General features: G+C 68.4%; 14 protein-coding genes. 8 read left to right on the top strand and 6 right to left on the bottom strand.

Going from position 1 to position 15,709, the window contains the following annotated elements; all coding sequences use genetic code 11:
- Nucleotide 1: 1 nt before the first annotated feature.
- Genes HGK58_RS10485 through holA form a run of 3 tightly spaced genes read left to right on the top strand, consistent with a single transcriptional unit; the run spans nucleotide 2 to nucleotide 3,933 of the window.
- Nucleotides 2–601 carry a ComEA family DNA-binding protein gene (locus tag HGK58_RS10485; RefSeq protein WP_168627515.1) on the top strand — a complete coding sequence of 200 codons (600 nt, stop codon included), beginning with the start codon at nucleotides 2–4 and terminating at the stop codon, nucleotides 599–601.
- Nucleotides 598–2,901 carry a ComEC/Rec2 family competence protein gene (locus tag HGK58_RS13820; RefSeq protein ID WP_349236199.1) on the top strand — a complete coding sequence of 768 codons (2,304 nt, stop codon included), beginning with the start codon at nucleotides 598–600 and terminating at the stop codon, nucleotides 2,899–2,901. The genes HGK58_RS10485 and HGK58_RS13820 overlap by 4 nt, the downstream gene beginning before the upstream one ends.
- A gap of 27 nt (nucleotides 2,902–2,928) precedes the next feature.
- A complete protein-coding gene (gene holA / locus HGK58_RS13815) occupies nucleotides 2,929–3,933 on the top strand; it encodes a DNA polymerase III subunit delta (protein ID WP_349236198.1) in 1,005 nt (334 codons plus the stop codon).
- Nucleotides 3,934–4,110: 177 nt separating this feature from the next.
- On the opposite strand, the gene rpsT is transcribed toward holA, so the two are convergent.
- The 4 genes from rpsT to HGK58_RS10460 form a co-directional block, all read right to left on the bottom strand.
- The gene (gene rpsT, locus HGK58_RS10475) at nucleotides 4,111–4,371 is read right to left on the bottom strand and encodes a 30S ribosomal protein S20 (RefSeq protein WP_168627514.1); all 261 of its coding nucleotides are present in this window, start codon (nucleotides 4,369–4,371) and stop codon (nucleotides 4,111–4,113) included.
- 134 nt (nucleotides 4,372–4,505) lie between these two features.
- Nucleotides 4,506–6,062, bottom strand: coding sequence for a PTS ascorbate transporter subunit IIC (locus HGK58_RS10470; protein WP_168627513.1), 1,557 nt, complete (start codon nucleotides 6,060–6,062; stop codon nucleotides 4,506–4,508).
- Nucleotides 6,063–6,111: 49 nt separating this feature from the next.
- Nucleotides 6,112–6,396, bottom strand: a complete 285-nt coding sequence (locus HGK58_RS10465; protein WP_210422821.1) for a PTS sugar transporter subunit IIB — start codon at nucleotides 6,394–6,396, stop codon at nucleotides 6,112–6,114.
- A gap of 21 nt (nucleotides 6,397–6,417) precedes the next feature.
- The gene (locus HGK58_RS10460; RefSeq protein ID WP_168627512.1) at nucleotides 6,418–6,882 is read right to left on the bottom strand and encodes a PTS sugar transporter subunit IIA; all 465 of its coding nucleotides are present in this window, start codon (nucleotides 6,880–6,882) and stop codon (nucleotides 6,418–6,420) included.
- Between the two features lie 142 nt (nucleotides 6,883–7,024).
- Here HGK58_RS10460 and HGK58_RS10455 point away from each other — a divergent pair, with 142 nt between their 5' ends.
- From HGK58_RS10455 to hemW, 5 genes are all read left to right on the top strand, one after another.
- Nucleotides 7,025–9,076: a transketolase gene (locus HGK58_RS10455; RefSeq protein ID WP_168627511.1), complete on the top strand. Its 2,052-nt coding sequence runs from the start codon at nucleotides 7,025–7,027 to the stop codon at nucleotides 9,074–9,076.
- A 66-nt stretch (nucleotides 9,077–9,142) separates the two neighbouring features.
- Nucleotides 9,143–11,005: a translation elongation factor 4 gene (gene lepA, locus HGK58_RS10450; RefSeq protein WP_168627510.1), complete on the top strand. Its 1,863-nt coding sequence runs from the start codon at nucleotides 9,143–9,145 to the stop codon at nucleotides 11,003–11,005.
- 1 nt (nucleotide 11,006) lies between these two features.
- Nucleotides 11,007–11,669 (top strand): DUF1990 domain-containing protein, encoded by a 663-nt coding sequence (locus tag HGK58_RS10445; protein ID WP_246865499.1) that lies wholly within the window; start codon nucleotides 11,007–11,009, stop codon nucleotides 11,667–11,669.
- A gap of 113 nt (nucleotides 11,670–11,782) precedes the next feature.
- Nucleotides 11,783–13,558, top strand: coding sequence for an acyl-CoA dehydrogenase (locus tag HGK58_RS10440; protein WP_168627509.1), 1,776 nt, complete (start codon nucleotides 11,783–11,785; stop codon nucleotides 13,556–13,558).
- The gene (hemW, locus tag HGK58_RS10435) at nucleotides 13,558–14,790 is read left to right on the top strand and encodes a radical SAM family heme chaperone HemW (protein ID WP_168627508.1); all 1,233 of its coding nucleotides are present in this window, start codon (nucleotides 13,558–13,560) and stop codon (nucleotides 14,788–14,790) included. Before HGK58_RS10440 ends, hemW begins: the two co-directional genes overlap by 1 nt.
- A gap of 1 nt (nucleotide 14,791) precedes the next feature.
- Here hemW and HGK58_RS10430 read toward each other — a convergent pair whose 3' ends face one another.
- Entirely contained in the window at nucleotides 14,792–15,172 is a 381-nt protein-coding gene (locus HGK58_RS10430) for a DUF4870 domain-containing protein (protein WP_168627507.1), read from the bottom strand.
- A 74-nt stretch (nucleotides 15,173–15,246) separates the two neighbouring features.
- The gene (locus HGK58_RS10425) at nucleotides 15,247–15,699 is read right to left on the bottom strand and encodes a DUF4870 domain-containing protein (RefSeq protein WP_168627506.1); all 453 of its coding nucleotides are present in this window, start codon (nucleotides 15,697–15,699) and stop codon (nucleotides 15,247–15,249) included.
- Nucleotides 15,700–15,709 lie beyond the last annotated feature (10 nt).

The raw sequence follows: 15,709 nt of genomic DNA, 5'->3' as shown, positions 1-15,709 counted from the left end.
CATGTCACCGCCCGATCCGCTTGCGGCGTCCCGATCGCCAAGGCTGCGGATTGGAGTCGGGGCGGCCGTCGTGCTGCTCATCGCCGGGCTCGGTGTCGCGGTTCTGGTCACCGCGTTCACAGCATCCGGGAACCGGCCGACGGTCGTCCCCGCCCCGACCCACTCGGACGGGGTCGCCGCATCCGGTGACGCGATGATCTTCGTGCACGTGCTCGGTGAGGTGAGTCGCCCGGGGCTGTACGAGCTGCGCGACGGCGCGCGCGTCATCGATGTCATCGCGGCCGCGGGCGGGTTCACCGACGCGGCTGACCGGTCGCAGCAGAACCTGGCGCGACTGGTGGGCGACGGGGAGCAACTGGTGGTCGTCGCGGTGGGCGCGCTACCGCCGCCGACCGCTGGGAACGCGGGCGGCCTGGTGAACCTGAACACCGCTGACGTCGCCACCCTCGAGACGCTGCCGCGCATCGGTCCGGCCCTGGCGGAACGCATCGTCGCCTGGCGGGAGGCGAATGGGCGGTTCAGCTCGGTCGAGGACCTGCTGGCGGTGTCGGGCATCGGCGAGCGGATCCTCGACGGTCTGCGCGACTCGGTCACCGTGTGAGTCCGCCCGACCTGCGCCTTGCCCTGCCGGCGGCGTTCGCGTGGGCGAGTCTGGTGGTGCTGCTCTGCTTTCCGGATGCGCTGCCCGGCGCTTCGGTCGTGGCGTGGGCAGCGGCGATCGGATGCGCGGGGCTGGTCGCCCTGCGACCGGCGGCTGCCGTGCGTCGCGGTGCCGGAATGGCGGCCGTCGGGCTGGCCCTGGCGGGCCTGCTGCTCGGCGTCGCAGCGATCGGCGACGGCACACGACGGCCGGAACCGCTGCGCGACCTGGGCCAGGGCGGTCTGGCCATCGGCGCGACCCTTGTCACCGACGGCGTGCTGCACGCGGGCGAGCAGTCCCCAGTGCGCGCGACGATGACCGGGCTGACGACCGATGACGAGGTCACCGGGCTCAGCGTGCCGGTGCTCGCCTTCGGCCTCGACCTCGACGCGGGACTCGGCACGCGGGTGCAGGTGACCGGCCGCCTGGTCCCGGCGACCGCCGGGGATGCCGTTGCCTTCCTGCTCTTCGCGCACGGGGAGGCGACCGTGACCGGCGAGCCGGCGTTGGTGCTGGACTGGGCAAACAGCCTGCGCGAACGCTTCCGGGCCGCGGCGCTCGAACTGCCCGGCTATGGCGGCAGGCTCCTGCCGGGGCTCGCCATCGGCGACACCTCGGCCGTCGGGGATGCCCTTGACCTGGCCATGAAGGAGACCGCGCTGAGTCACCTCACCGCTGTCTCCGGGGCGAACTGCGCTGTCGTGGTCGGGCTGGTCGTGCTCGCCGGGGCGGCTCTCGGGCTGTCCCGGCGCTGGCGCATCGCGGTGGCGCTGGTCGCCCTCGCCGGGTTCGTGGTGCTGGTGACGCCAGAGGCGAGCGTGCTGCGCGCGGCGGTGATGGCGTCGGTCGTGCTGGTCGCCCTGGCCAGCGGCAGACCGGTGCGCGGTGTGCCTGTGCTGGCCCTCGCGATCACCGTGCTGCTCGCGTTCGATCCCTGGCTGGCCCGCGAATACGGCTTCGTGCTGTCGGTGCTCGCAACCGCCGGGCTGCTGCTGCTCACCGGAGGGCTGACCCGCACTCTGGCGCGCTGGATGCCGGTGCCGCTCGCCGCGGCTCTGGCCGTGCCCATCGCCGCTCAGCTGGCCTGCCAGCCGGTGCTCATCCTGCTGAACCCGGCCATCCCGGTCTACGGTGTCGCGGCGAACCTTCTCGCGGGTCTGGCCGCTCCAATCGCCACCGTGCTGGGGCTGCTCGCGTGCGTCATGCTGCCGGTCCTGCCTCCCGTCGGCGCGCTGTTGACCACCGTCGCCTGGCTGCCGTCGGCCTGGATCGCCGCCGTCGCGACCTACTTCGCTGGCCTGCCCGGGTCATTGTGGCCGTGGCTTCCCGGCCTGCTTGGGGCGGTGGCGCTGGCTGCGCTGCTCGCCACCGCACTCATCGCCGCACGGCGCCACGACCGGTGGCTTTCGATCGCCGTCGCCGTGGTCTGCGTCGCCTACGGGGCCATCGTGATCGGCGCCGGCATCGGGCGCAGTCTCACGCGACCCGCCGATTGGCAGTACGCGGCCTGCGACGTCGGGCAGGGTGACGCGATGGTCGTGCGCAACAGCGGTGTGGTGGCGCTCATCGACGCGGGGGAGTCCCCGGAGCTGCTCGATGACTGCCTCGACGACCTCGGCATCGCACGACTCCAGCTGCTCGTGCTCACCCACTTCGACCTCGATCACGTCGGTGGTGCCACCGCGGTGCTCGGCAGGGTCGATCACGTTCTCGTCGGGCCGAGCGCCGAACCGGCCGACGACCGGCTGAGGGCCGAGCTCGCGGCATCCGGTGCCACGGTCACGCAGGTGGAGGCCGGGGCGAGCGGCAGGCTGGGCGAGCTGCGCTGGCGCATCCTGTGGCCTCCGGCGCGCCCCGCGGGGCTCGAGCCGGGCAACCCGTCGAGCCTCGTGATCCACTTCGACGGTGCAGCGTGCGCCGACTCGACGTGCCTGGACGCGCTGTTCCTCGGCGATCTCGGCGAGCAGGAGCAGGTGCGCCTGCTCGCGTCCGCCCGGCCGCCGCGGGTGGACGTCGTCAAGGTGGCGCACCACGGCTCGCGCGACCAAAGCGATGCCCTGTACGCGAGGCTGGGCGCGACCGTCGGGCTGATCGGGGTGGGCGAGAACCGGTACGGGCATCCGGATCCGCGCACGATCGCGCTGCTCGCCGGGGTGGGCACGACGCCCGCCAGAACCGACACCGCCGGGCTGATGCTCGTGACGTCGGATGCCCAGGGCAGAGTGGTGCTGTGGAGCGAGCGTGTCGCGCCGCGCCAGTAGGCTAAGAGGGAGAGGGAGAGGGGTCCGGTGGCGAGCAGAACCGCGAAGTCGGCTGGCATCCCGCAGCTCAGCTGGGACAAGGTGCGTCCGGCGCAGGTAGTGCTGGTGTCGGGCACCGAGGAGTTCCTCGCCTCGCGGTCGATCGGGCTGCTGCGCGACATCCTGAAGGCCGAGGACCCGTCGCTCGAGGTCAGCGACCTCGAGGCAGACGCGTACTCTCCCGGCGAGCTCGCGACGCTCGCGAGCCCGTCCCTGTTCGGTGAGCCGCGGATGATCCGGGTCAGCAAGGTCGAGAAGGCGTCGGACGCGTTCCTGGCCGAGGCGCTCAGCTACCTGCAGTCGCCGGCCTCGGACAGCTATCTGGTGCTGCGGCACGGCGGCGGGGTTCGCGGCAAGAAGCTGCTTGACGCGATTCGCGGGGGAGCCGGCAGCGGGATCGAGATCGTCTGCGCCGAGCTCAAACGCGAATCCGACAAGCTCGACTTTGTGAGCGCCGAGTTCTCCGCGGCCGGCAGGCGCATCACAGGCGGAGCCCAGCGCGCGCTGGTCTCGGCGTTCAGCGATGACCTCGCCGAGTTGGCTGCGGCGTGCCGGCAGTTGCTCGCCGATTCCTCAGCGGAGATCACCGAGGCGACGGTGGAGCGCTACTACTCCGGGCGAGTGGAGACCAACGCGTTCCGCGTCGCCGACACCGCGATCGCCGGACGTCACGGTGAGGCGCTGGTGCTGCTTCGTCACGCGCTGGCATCCGGGGCCGACCCGGTGCCGATCGTCGCGGCGTTCGCGAGCAAGCTGCGCACCATGGCGAAGGTCGCCGGGGTGCGGGGGAGTTCGCAACAGCTCGCCGGTCAGCTCGGTCTGGCACCCTGGCAGATCGACCGCGCCAAGCGCGACCTGCAGGGGTGGACGCAGGATGGCCTCGGCCGCAGCATCCAGCTCGTCGCCGAGACGGATGCGCAGGTCAAGGGCGCGGGCCGCGACCCGGTGTTCGCGCTCGAGCGCATGGTCGCGCACATCGCAACCTCCCGCTGACCGAGCTTCCCTGTTATATGCAGGACATCCGCACGCTCGCCGGCCCGGATCCCTGACAACATCCCGGCGATTGGCCAAATGTCCTGCACAACAGGGGATCTCCTGCACAACAGGGGGCGGAGCCAACAGAAAAGGCGCCCTCCCGTAGGAGAGCGCCTTCTCGTCAGCTGGTGTGACCTAGAGAGCCGCAACCTTCTTGGCGATCGCCGACTTGCGGTTCGCCGCCTGGTTCTTGTGGATGACGCCCTTGCTCGCAGCCTTGTCGAGCTTCTTCGCTGCGGTCTTCAGCGCTGCGGTGGCCTTCTCGGCGTCGCCTGCTGCGACGGCCTCGCGGGTCGCGCGAATGGCGGACTTCACTTCACTCTTGACCGCCTTGTTGCGCTCCTGCGCCTTGCGGTTGGTGCCGATTCGCTTGATCTGCGACTTGATGTTTGCCACGTGTGTAACTCTCTCGGTTCGTCTCGATTGTGGGCAGCCGACTCACTGCTCGAGCCGCTCGCTGCATCCGCGCGCCAATCGCACGGGAAGCCAACAGGCAACTTTACCAGCTATCGACTGCCCACAGCAACGCATCAGGACCGCATGTCACGGTCCGTGGGGTCGGTGGAGCGTTCTGCAGCATCGCTCCGCGCCTCTGCACGAGCCGCCTTCGCCGCTGCGGCCTCCTCGGCCTCCAGTCGCGCCATCTCCTCAGCGCGCTGGGCGCCGGGGATCCAGCCGCGGTTCACGACCCGCACCTGGAAGGCCCACGCGGCCGCAATCAGCACCAGGCCGATGACCACGGTGAGCACAACACCGACGACCGCGTTGCCGGAGAGCAGCGACGTGCCGATGAGCGTGCCGAACCAGCCGAAGTCGGCGTCACCGAAGGTGGTGTTCTCCGCTCCGAGCACCTCGCCCATGACGAGCATGAGCAGCGCCGGCAGGATCGTGATGATGATGCCGTTCACGAATCCGCCGACGAGCGCCCCGGCGCGTCCACCGGTGGCGTTGCCGAACACGCCGGCGCCACCGCCGGTGAAGAAGTGCGGGACCATGCCGGGCAGGATCAGCGCCAGCCCCCACATCGGGCCGAGCCAGATCCCGATGAGCACGAGCGCGACCACGCCACCGATGAAGGATGCGATGAAGCCGAACAGCACCGCGTTCGGCCCGAACGGGAACACCACGGGAATGTCGAGTGCGGGCTTCGCACCTGGGACCACCTTCTCGGAGATGCCCTGGAACGCGGGGACCAGCTCGCCGAGGAACGTGCGGACACCGTAGAGGATGATCGCGACGCCGACGCCGAACTGAAGAGCCTGCATGATCGCGGCCATGATGAATGCGCCGCCGTCGGCAGCCGCGAAGATCTCGAACGCCTGCTCGGCCGGGAGCACGATGAGCGCCCAGATCGCGAAGACGAGGTAGATCAGCATCATGGAGATCGCGGTTGCGACCATCGAGTCACGCAAGAAGCTCAGGCCCTTGGGGAACTCGATCTTCTCGGTCGAGTGGCTGCGGCGGCCGACACCCTGGCCCACGGCACCGGCGGCGATGTAGCCGGCGGTGCTGAAGTGCCCGATGGCGATCGAGTCGTCACCGGTGACGCGCTTCATCCACGGATGCGCGAACGCCGGCATGACGACCATGATCACGCCGAGAAGGAACGCGCCGATGACGACGACGAGCCACTGCAGCTCCGCGCCGAACCCGACCGACAGTACGACGGCCAGCAGGATCGACATGAACACCATGTGGTGCCCGGTGAGGAAGATGTACTTGAGCGGCGTGAACCGCGCCAGCAGCAGCATCACGACGAAGCCGAGCACAAGCACGTACGCACTCGTCGCGCCGTATTGAGCCGATGCGATCGCGACGATCGCCTCGTTGGTCGGCACGACGCCCTGCATCCCGGTCACCTCCTGCACGAGGATGCCGAGCGGTTCCAGCGAGGCTACGACGACGTTCGCGCCTGCTCCCAGGATCAGGAAGCCGAGCGCTGCCTTGAGGCCGCCGCCGATGACCTGGCCGGCCGATCGCTTGAGCGCGATGAGACCGATTGCAGCGATGATGCCGATCAGGTAGGCCGGCACATTGAGGATCTGCAATCCAATGAATTCAAGGATTGCAACAAACCAGTTGTCCATTGTCTACTCCTTCGTAGCGGTTACCGCGTGGGGGCGGTGCTGCTTGGTTTCAGAGCTCCAGTTCGGGTTCGAGCTTCGACTTGATCTCGTCGAGCGAGAGGAAGTTGTTGATGACGATCACTTTCGAGTGAACGTCGCCGAGCTGCTCGACGAGTTCCTGCGAGATCAGCACGACGTCGGCGGTGCGGGCCGCGCCGCGCGCAGTGCCGATGTCGGCGGCCTCGACATCGATCTCACGGTCCTGCCCGAGGCCGCGCAGCACCTTCTCGGTGTTGTTCTTGAGGATCAGCGAGGTTCCGATACCCATTCCGCAGACGGTGAGGATCTTCTTCATTCGTTGTGCCTTTCTGTAGTCTCAGTCGCCGGATGCCGAGAACCGGGTCAGGAGTTCCCGCAACCTGGCGGGGGAGTCAGCGTCCTCGAGCTGCGTCATCTGATCCTCGTCGGCGAGGATGCCGGCGAGCGACGACATGACCTCGAGGTGACCGTCCTGCGCGGTCGCGGCGAGCCCGATCACGAGCGTCACCGGGTCGTTGGGGCTGCCGAACTCGATCGGCTCGGAGAGGGTCACCCAGCTGAGCCCGGCGCGCAGCACCGACGGGCTGGGCCGGGAGTGCGCAAGCGCGAGGCCGGGCGCGATCACGATGTACGGCCCGAGCTCCTCGACCGCGGCGATCATCTCCCGGGTGTACTCGTCGGTCGTCGCACCGCTCGCCGTGAGGGCATCGCCGGCGACGGTGATCGCTTCACGCCAGTCGGAAGGGCGAGCCCCGAGGGTGATCGCCTCTTCCGGCAGCATGTCCGCGAGATTGTCCCCCATTATCAGGTCCCTTCCGGGCGGTGAGTCCTGTTTGCAACCATATACCCGCGTTCGAGGGTCATACAGCAGGCCGTGCCGGAATCTTCGCGGGCGCCTGCGAACTCTTCGGAATCCACGAAAGCTATGCGATTAGGGTGTGCCCATGAGTGACCTGGACACCTCGCCCGCGCATCCGGATGTCGCCGCCGAGGCCCGTGCTGTTGCCGCGGCCATCGCCATTCCGGCGCACGTCGTCAACGCGAAAGGCAACGGCCATGCGGGCACCGCGATGGCGCTCGCACCGTTCGCACACGTGCTGTTCTCACGCGTCCTGCGCCACAACCCCGCGAACCCGCGGTGGGCGGCTCGGGACCGGCTGGTGCTCAGCGCCGGGCACGCGAGCCTGCTGCTGTACGTGCAGCTCTTCCTCACCGGTTACGGTCTGACTCTCGATGACCTCGCTGCAAGTCGCAAGCTCGGCTCGCTCACGCCCGGGCATCCGGAGCTCCGGCACACGCCCGGCATCGAGGCCAGCACCGGGCCTCTCGGCCAGGGCGTCGGCAACGCGGTCGGGATGGCGATCGCCGCGCGCAAGGAGGCGGCGGAGTTCACCCCGGGCACCGACCTGTTCGACCACACGATCTGGGTGGTGGCGGGCGACGGATGCCTGCAAGAGGGCGTGTCGTCGGAGGCGTCCAGCCTCGCGGCGACCCTCGGCCTCGACAACCTGGTCATGGTCTGGGACGACAACTCCGTCACCATCGACTCGCTCACCGACGAGACCTTCGCCGAGGATGTCCGCGCCCGCTACCGCGCCTACGGCTGGCGCGTGCTCGAGGTGCACGACAGCACCGACCTGGACGAGCTCGAGCGGGTCCTGACGGACGCAGCCGACCGGCAGGCAGCTGACGGCCGACCGACCTTCGTCGCCCTGAAGTCCACCATCGCGGCGCCGTCCGAGAAGTTCGGCGGCAAGCCGGCCGCTCACGCCGGCGGGTTCGGCGACGACGAGGTCGCGCGGATCAAGCAGCAGCTCGGGTTCCCTCCGGACGCCACCCTCGAGGAGCTCGTCGAACCGGATGGGCTCGCCTTCGCGCGGCGCGCCGTCGACCGCGGCCGTCAGCTGGAGGCCGAGTGGTCGTCGCGGTTCGCGAACTGGTCGGCGGAGAACCCCGCGGATGCCGAACGCTGGGAGGCCTTCGAATCTCCCGTCTACCCCGGCGCCGCGTTCGCGGCGCTGGATGATGTTGAGGCTGCCATCGCGCCCGAGGGCACACCGGTGGCGACACGGAAGACCAACGGCGCGGTGATCTCGGCCCTGACACCGCTGACCAGCCTGTTCGGCGGCTCGGCGGACCTGGCCGGTTCCACCAACGTCGAGGTCCCCGGCGATCGAGTCTCCCCGGAGCATCCCGGCGGCGCGTTCGTGCGCTTCGGCATCAGGGAGCACGCGATGGCCGCGATCCTGAGCGGCATCGCGCTGCACGGCCCGTGGCGGCCGTTCGGCTCGACCTACCTGGCGTTCAGCGACTACATGCGGCCCAGCATCCGGCTCGCCTCGCTGATGGCGCTGCCCGTGCTGTACGTCTTCACTCACGACTCGGTCGCCGTCGGCGAGGACGGCCCGACCCATCAGCCGGTGGAGCAGATCGCAGGGCTGCGCACGGTCCCCGGCCTCGACGTCGTCCGCCCGGCCGATGCGCGCGAGACGGTCGCGCTCTGGCGGCGTCTGCTCCAGAAGCCGGAACGGCCGACCGCGCTGATCCTGTCGAGGCAGGACGTCCCGGTGCTGACCGACGCAGACGGCCTCGCCGACGGTGTCGCCGCCGGCGGTTACGTCCGTTGGCAGCACGGGGAAGGGCTCGATGTGGCGCTCATCGGCACCGGCAGCGAACTGCAGCTCGCCATCGCCGCCGCGGAGGCGCTCGCCGAGGAGGGCATCGAGGCGCGCGTCGTTTCCATGCCGTGCGTCGAGTGGTTCGAGGAGTCAGCGAGGGAATGGCGTGAGAGCGTGCTGCCGTCCTCGATCGTCGCGCGGGTGGCCGTCGAGGCCGGCCGCGGCGACGCCTGGTACCGCTGGGTCGGCCTGGCCGGCGAGGTCGTCTCCGTTGAGAGATTCGGCGAGTCGGGCAGCGGCCCAGAGGTGCTCGAGCTGCGCGGCATCACGGCGGAGCACGTGCTGGCTGCGGCGCGACGCACCCTGGCAAGACGGTGACCGCCCGATCGTGGGACGTGGGAGAATTGTCCGATCCCCGTTTAAGCATTCGAGCATGAGGACCGTGTGACACCCAAGGCCGTGAGAGCGCTGGAGCCGTCGGCGACCGATCCCGCATTCATCCGCAACTTCTGCATCATCGCCCACATCGACCATGGAAAGTCGACGCTCGCGGACCGGATGCTGCAGATGACCGGCATCGTCGCCGACCGGGACATGCGCGCCCAATACCTCGACAGGATGGACATCGAGCGCGAGCGCGGCATCACCATCAAGAGCCAGGCGGTGCGGATGCCGTGGGCGCTTCCCGGCGAGGACGGGCGCGATCAGGTCTACGCGCTCAACATGATCGACACCCCGGGTCACGTCGACTTCACCTATGAGGTGTCCCGCAGCCTCGCCGCGTGCGAGGGAGCCATCCTGCTTGTCGACGCGGCGCAGGGCATCGAGGCGCAGACGCTGGCGAACCTCTACCTCGCGCTCGAGAACGATCTGACGATCATCCCGGTGCTCAACAAGATCGACCTGCCTGCGGCCGACCCGCAGAAGTACGCGAAGGAACTCGCCGGGCTGATCGGTGGCGACCCGGACGATGTGCTGCGAGTGAGCGGGAAGACCGGCATCGGCGTCGAGGACCTCCTCGACCGCGTCGTCGAGCGCATCCCCGCGCCCGTCGGCGACCCGAGCGCCCCTGCCAGGGCCATGATCTTCGACTCTGTGTACGACAGCTACCGCGGCGTGGTCACCTACGTGCGGATGATCGACGGTGCGCTGTCCCCGCGGGAGCGCATCCAGATGATGTCGACTCGGGTGACGCACGAGCTGCTCGAGATCGGGGTCAGCTCGCCAGAGCCGGTGCCAGCCAATGGTCTCGGCGTCGGCGAGGTCGGCTACCTGATCACTGGTGTGAAGGACGTTCGGCAGTCGAAGGTGGGTGACACCGTCACCACCGCGACGAAGCCTGCGGTGAACGCGCTGCCCGGTTACACCGAGCCGAAGCCCATGGTCTTCTCCGGCCTGTACCCGATCGACGGCAGCGACTACCCGGACCTGCGCGATGCGCTTGACAAGCTCAAGCTCTCGGATGCCGCGCTCGCCTACGAGCCGGAGACCTCGGTTGCGCTCGGGTTCGGGTTCCGCTGCGGGTTCCTTGGGCTGCTGCACCTGGAGATCGTCACCGAGCGGCTTGAGCGCGAGTTCGGACTCGACCTCATCACCACTGCGCCATCCGTGATCTATGAGGTCGCCGCCGACGACGGCAAGACGGTGACCGTGACCAACCCGAGCGAGTTCCCCGAGGGCAAGATCGCGAGCGTCAGCGAGCCGATGGTCAAGGCGTCGATCCTCGCCCCCAAGGACTACGTCGGCTCGATCATGGAGCTCTGCCAGAGCCGCCGCGGCACCATGCGGAAGATGGAGTACCTGGGCGAGGACCGGGTCGAGCTGCACTACACGCTGCCGCTCGGTGAGATCGTGTTCGACTTCTTCGACCAGCTGAAGAGCCGCACGCAGGGCTACGCGAGCCTCGACTACGAACCGGCGGGGGAGCAGGAGGCCGATCTGGTGAAGGTGGACATCCTGCTCCAGGGAGAGCGTGTCGACGCGTTCAGCGCGATCGTGCACAGAGAGAAGGCATACGCGTACGGCGTGCTGATGACCGGTCGGCTGCGCGAGCTCATCCCGCGGCAGCAGTTCGAGGTGCCGATCCAGGCCGCGATCGGTGCCCGCATCATCGCGCGTGAGAGCATCCGGGCCATGCGCAAGGATGTGCTGGCCAAGTGCTATGGCGGTGACATCTCCCGAAAGCGCAAGCTGCTCGAGAAGCAGAAGGAGGGCAAGAAGCGCATGAAGACCATCGGACGGGTCGAGGTGCCGCAGGAGGCCTTCATCGCAGCGCTCAGCGGAGACGTAGAGAAGGCCAAGAAGTAGCTTGCAGCATTCAGACGCACCACTGTGGAGGCAGCCGGTCAACTACGGCGCCATCGGCGCGACCAAGGCTGACGACCTGCTGGAATACCCGCCGCAGGGCTTCCGACCGTTCGAGCAGCGCTCGCGCGTCGGTCACGGAGACGCACGCTGGGACTACGCGTGGCAGGCGACACTGTCCTGGCAGGTGCAGCGCGGCAGCGGCTTCGAGGTCGAGCTCGCCGACGCGCCGCCGCACATCGGCGAAGGCACCTACACGCCTGTCACCTTCGACACCGCGGGCATCCCCGTCACCGGCGCGATGAAGTCATCAGAGGGCGAGACGGTGTTCGGCCCCGACGGGCAGCGCTTCATCGCACCCGGCGACACCGTCGTGCTGGTGTCCCGCATCGGGCCGAAGGAGTTCCGCTCACCCAGCCGGGTCATCTACGTCGTCGACGAGCCGAACCGCAAGGGCTTCGCCTACGGGACCCTGCCGGGGCATCCGCTCGCCGGCGAGGAGGCGTTCATCGTCGAGCGGACACCCGACGGCTCGGTGTGGCTGACCGTGCGCACCTTCTCCCGCCCCGCCAACGTGCGCTGGCGGCTGCTCACCCCGCTGCTGCGGATGCAGCAGAAGCGCATGGTGGGGCGCTACCTGCGCTCCCTCTCCGGACCGATGGCGTGAATGGCACGCCACCTGCGGTACGGCACAACGGCGTGGCACATCTACCGCCCGGAAATTGTCGATTTCGTCCATCACCCGCTGACCGTTCGCGGGGCGGCGAGTACTCTGACGCCGTGACTGACTATCGACCTCCCCTCACGGATCTCATGTTCGTACTCGAGCACATTGCCGACTACGAGACCATCGCATCCCTTCCCGGGTTCGAGCACGCCGACCTGGAGACGGTGAACGGACTGCTCGACGAGGCCGGTGACTTCATGGCCGAAGTCATCGCGCCCACCAACAGGCAGGGCGACACCATCGGCGCGAAGTGGCAGCCCGACGGCAGCGTCGTGACGCCGGATGCCTTCAAGGCCGCCTACCGCAAGCTCATCGACGCGGGCTGGGGCTCGCTGCAGTTCCCAGAGGAGTTCGGCGGCGGCGGCTTCCCATGGACCATCGGGATCGCCCTCCAGGAGATGCTGAACTCGGCGAACACCGCGTTCGCGCTCAACCCGCTGCTGACTCAGGGCGCTATCGATGCGCTGCTGCACTACGGCAGCGACGAGCAGAAGCGGACCTTCCTCCCGCGGATGATCAGCGGCGAGTGGACCGGCAGCATGAACCTCACCGAGCCGCACGCGGGCTCCGACGTCGGAGCGCTCACCACGCGTGCCGTGCGGCGGGACGACGGCACCTACCGGATCAGCGGGCAGAAGATCTTCATCACCTACGGCGAACACGACATGGCCGACCAGATCGTGCACCTCGTGCTCGCGCGCACACCCGACGCCCCGGCTGGCACGAAGGGCATCTCCTGCTTCATCGTCCCCAAGCACCTGGTGAACGACGACGGCACCCTCGGAGAGCGCAACGGCGTTCGGGCGCTCTCGATCGAGCACAAGCTCGGCATCCACGGCTCGCCGACCTGCGTGCTCGAGTACGACGAGGCGACCGGGTACCTCATCGGCGAAGAGAACATCGGCATGAAGATCATGTTCGTCATGATGAACAATGCCCGGCTCTCGGTTGGCCTGCAGGGACTCTCCCTGGCTGAGCGCGCCTACCAGGATGCGCTTGCCTACGCGAAGGAGCGCAAGCAGGGCAAGGCGATCGGCGCCGAGTCCGACTCGCCGATCATCGACCACCCGGATGTGCGCCGGATGCTCATGACCCAGAAGGCGTACATCGCAGCGCTGCGCAGGCTCATGTACACCAACTCGGCGCAGATGGACATCAGCCGCAATCACCCGGATGCCGCGGTGCGGCAGCGCGCCGACGAGATCGTCGCCCTGCTCACCCCGATCTGCAAGTCGTTCGGCACCGACATCGGCTCGGAGATGACCTCGCTCGCGCTCCAGGTGTTCGGCGGCATGGGCTACATCGAGGAGACCGGCGTTGCGCAGTACTTCCGCGACGTGCGCATCACGCAGATCTACGAAGGAACCAACGGCATCCAGGCCGCCGACCTCGTCGGACGCAAGCTCGGGTTGCGCGGCGGCGCGGCCGTCTCCGAGTACTTGCAGCAGTTGCGCGCACTCGACGGCGACCTGGCGGCGGCGGGGACGGAGTTCGAGTCCATTCGCGCAGCGCTCAGCGACAATCTCGGCGCCCTCGAGGAAGCGACGCGCTGGATGCTGCAGAACGGCCAGGCAGACCCGAACTCGGCGCTGGCCGGCTCATCGCCGTACCTGCGCATGTGGGGTCTCGTGCTGAGCGCGTGGCTGCTCGCCAAGGGCGCGCTGGTCGCGGCCGGGACAGACGACTCCGCCAATGCCGAGACCCAGCTGGTGCTCGCGCGCTTCTTCGCAGAACAGCTCCTGCCCGCGGCGAGGGGCCTGCTGCCAGCCGCGACAGCGGGGGCACGTGACCTGTACGCACTCGATGAGGATCGCCTGATCCGCCGCTAATGCCCTCAGCTCTGCCCATCGCCGACCCGGCGCCGCTCGACGGAATCCTCCCCGAACGCGCCGGGCTCGGCGCCGGGCAGCGCAACCTGGGCGTGTACCTGCACGTGCCGTACTGCCGAGTGCGCTGCGGGTACTGCGACTTCAACACCTACACGGCGAGTGAGCTGGGCGGCCACAAGCGCGAGGACTACGCGGGCCAGGCCGTCTCGGAACTGCGGTTCGCGAGCGGGGTGCTCGACGCATCCGGAGTGCAGGAGCGGCAAGCATCCACGGTGTTCTTCGGCGGCGGGACGCCGACCATCCTCCCTGTCGCCGACCTGGCGGCAATGCTCGCCGGTGTCCGCGACGCGATCGGAGTGGCGCCGGATGCCGAGATCACGACCGAGGCGAACCCGGACTCGGTCGACCAGCGCTACCTCGAGGGGCTGCGCGCATCCGGCTTCACTCGCGTGTCATTCGGAATGCAGTCAGCGATGCCCCACGTGCTCGCAACGCTCGAGCGCACCCACGACCCTGCACGCATCCCGCTCGTCGTGGGGTGGGCGAAGCAAGCGGGCCTCGAGGTCAGCCTCGACCTGATCTACAACACGCCTGGGGAGAGCCTCGACGACTGGCGGCGCTCCCTCGAGCACGCGCTCGCACAGGAGCCCGACCACCTGAGCGCCTACTCGCTCATCGTCGAGGACGGCACCAAACTGGCTCGGCAGATCCGCAAGGGGCAGGTCGCGCAGCCGGACGACGAGCTCGCGGCCGACCAGTATGAGCTGGCCGACGCGCTGCTGTCGGAAGCCGGCTATCAGTGGTACGAGGTCAGCAACTGGGGACGCCCGGATGCGCGTGGCGACCACCGCTCGCGGCACAATCTCGCCTATTGGCAGGGGCACGACTGGTGGGGCGTCGGGCCGGGCGCTCACAGCCATGTCGGCGGGGTGCGCTGGTGGAATGTCAAGCATCCGGCTGCCTACGCCGACCGGGTGCTCGCCGGGCTGTCCCCGGCTGCCGGCCGGGAGACGCTCGACGACGAGACGCGGCGCATCGAGCGGGTGATGCTCGGCACGCGCGTCCGAGACGGGCTGGACACCAGCGAGCTGACGGCAGCCGGCCGTCGCGCGGTCGCCGGCCTGATCGCGGATGGCCTGGTCAACGCGGAAGCCGCCCTCCGCGGGCGCGTCGTGCTGACGCTGCGGGGGCGGCTTCTGGCGGACGCGGTGGTCCGGGCTTTGCTCGACTAGCTCACTTCACGAACTTGATGGCGAGCGGGTAGCTGTAGTACTCGCCCTTGTTCGCAGCCACGGCGGCCATGATCGAGAAGATGATGGTGACGATCCAGACCGCGATGAGGATCAGGATGCCGACAACGATGATGATCGTGATGGTGCCGACGACGTAGGCGATCGCCATCGTGATCTGGAAGTTGAGGGCCGTCGCTGTGTGCTGGCGCACGAACGGACCGCGGTCCTTCAGCACGATGTAGCCGATGAGAGCCGGGATGAAGCTGAAGAAGATGCCGCCGATGTGAATCAGCGTTGACCAGAGCTTCTCATCGCTCGGGTTGAGCGGCTGCTGCGCCTGGTAGGGGTTCTGCGGCGGGGGAGGAGGCGTGGTGTCAGACATGACCCCATTAAAGCAGTCGCCCTCAACAATGAAAGGCCGGGGAGCAACTCCCCGGCCCTACATTTACGCTGCGACTACTTGATCAGACGGATCGCGAAGGGGTAGCGGTAGCTGCCGCCGCCGTTGACCTTGATGCCGCCCATGATCGAGAAGACGACGTTGATCAGGTAGGGCAGCCAGCCGATGAAGCTCAGCAGTCCGGTGATCGCAAGCGCGCCACCGATACCGCCGAAGCCCACGCTCGCCCAGATGACACCACTGATGATGCTGATCAGGATGCTCAGGATGATCGAGACCGCGATCCAGGTGATCTGCCAGTTGAGGGCTTCCTTGCTCTCCTGACGGGTCAGGGTTCCGCGGTCCTTGAAGACCAGGAAGATGATGAGGGCGGGGATGAAGCTCAGGATTCCACCGAAGTGAGCGAACGACGCCCACTGCTTGTCCTCGGCCGCCGTCAACGGTGCAGCGGGTGCTGCGGGCTGGGCCGCCGGCTGGGGAGTCTCGGGCTGAGAGGTTGAATCAGTCATTGACACTGCC

Source organism: Cryobacterium sp. BB307, assembly GCF_012274275.1.
Lineage (GTDB): Bacteria > Actinomycetota > Actinomycetes > Actinomycetales > Microbacteriaceae > Terrimesophilobacter.
Note: the sequence above shows the minus strand (reverse complement) of the source record. Positions and strands in the feature narration are given on the sequence as shown.

Excerpts from the sequence above, each read along its gene's own strand:
- HGK58_RS10485 (WP_168627515.1), top strand. The coding sequence starts at position 2 with ATGTCACCGCCCGATCCGCTTGCGGCGTCCCGATCGCCAAGGCTGCGG.
- HGK58_RS10460 (WP_168627512.1), bottom strand. The coding sequence starts at position 6,882 with ATGGGGGACAATCTCGCGGACATGCTGCCGGAAGAGGCGATCACCCTC.
- HGK58_RS10455 (WP_168627511.1), top strand. The coding sequence starts at position 7,025 with ATGAGTGACCTGGACACCTCGCCCGCGCATCCGGATGTCGCCGCCGAG.
- HGK58_RS10470 (WP_168627513.1), bottom strand. The coding sequence starts at position 6,062 with ATGGACAACTGGTTTGTTGCAATCCTTGAATTCATTGGATTGCAGATC.
- HGK58_RS10465 (WP_210422821.1), bottom strand. The coding sequence starts at position 6,396 with ATGAAGAAGATCCTCACCGTCTGCGGAATGGGTATCGGAACCTCGCTG.
- HGK58_RS10430 (WP_168627507.1), bottom strand. The coding sequence starts at position 15,172 with ATGTCTGACACCACGCCTCCTCCCCCGCCGCAGAACCCCTACCAGGCG.
- hemW (WP_168627508.1), top strand. The coding sequence starts at position 13,558 with ATGCCCTCAGCTCTGCCCATCGCCGACCCGGCGCCGCTCGACGGAATC.
- HGK58_RS10425 (WP_168627506.1), bottom strand. The coding sequence starts at position 15,699 with ATGACTGATTCAACCTCTCAGCCCGAGACTCCCCAGCCGGCGGCCCAG.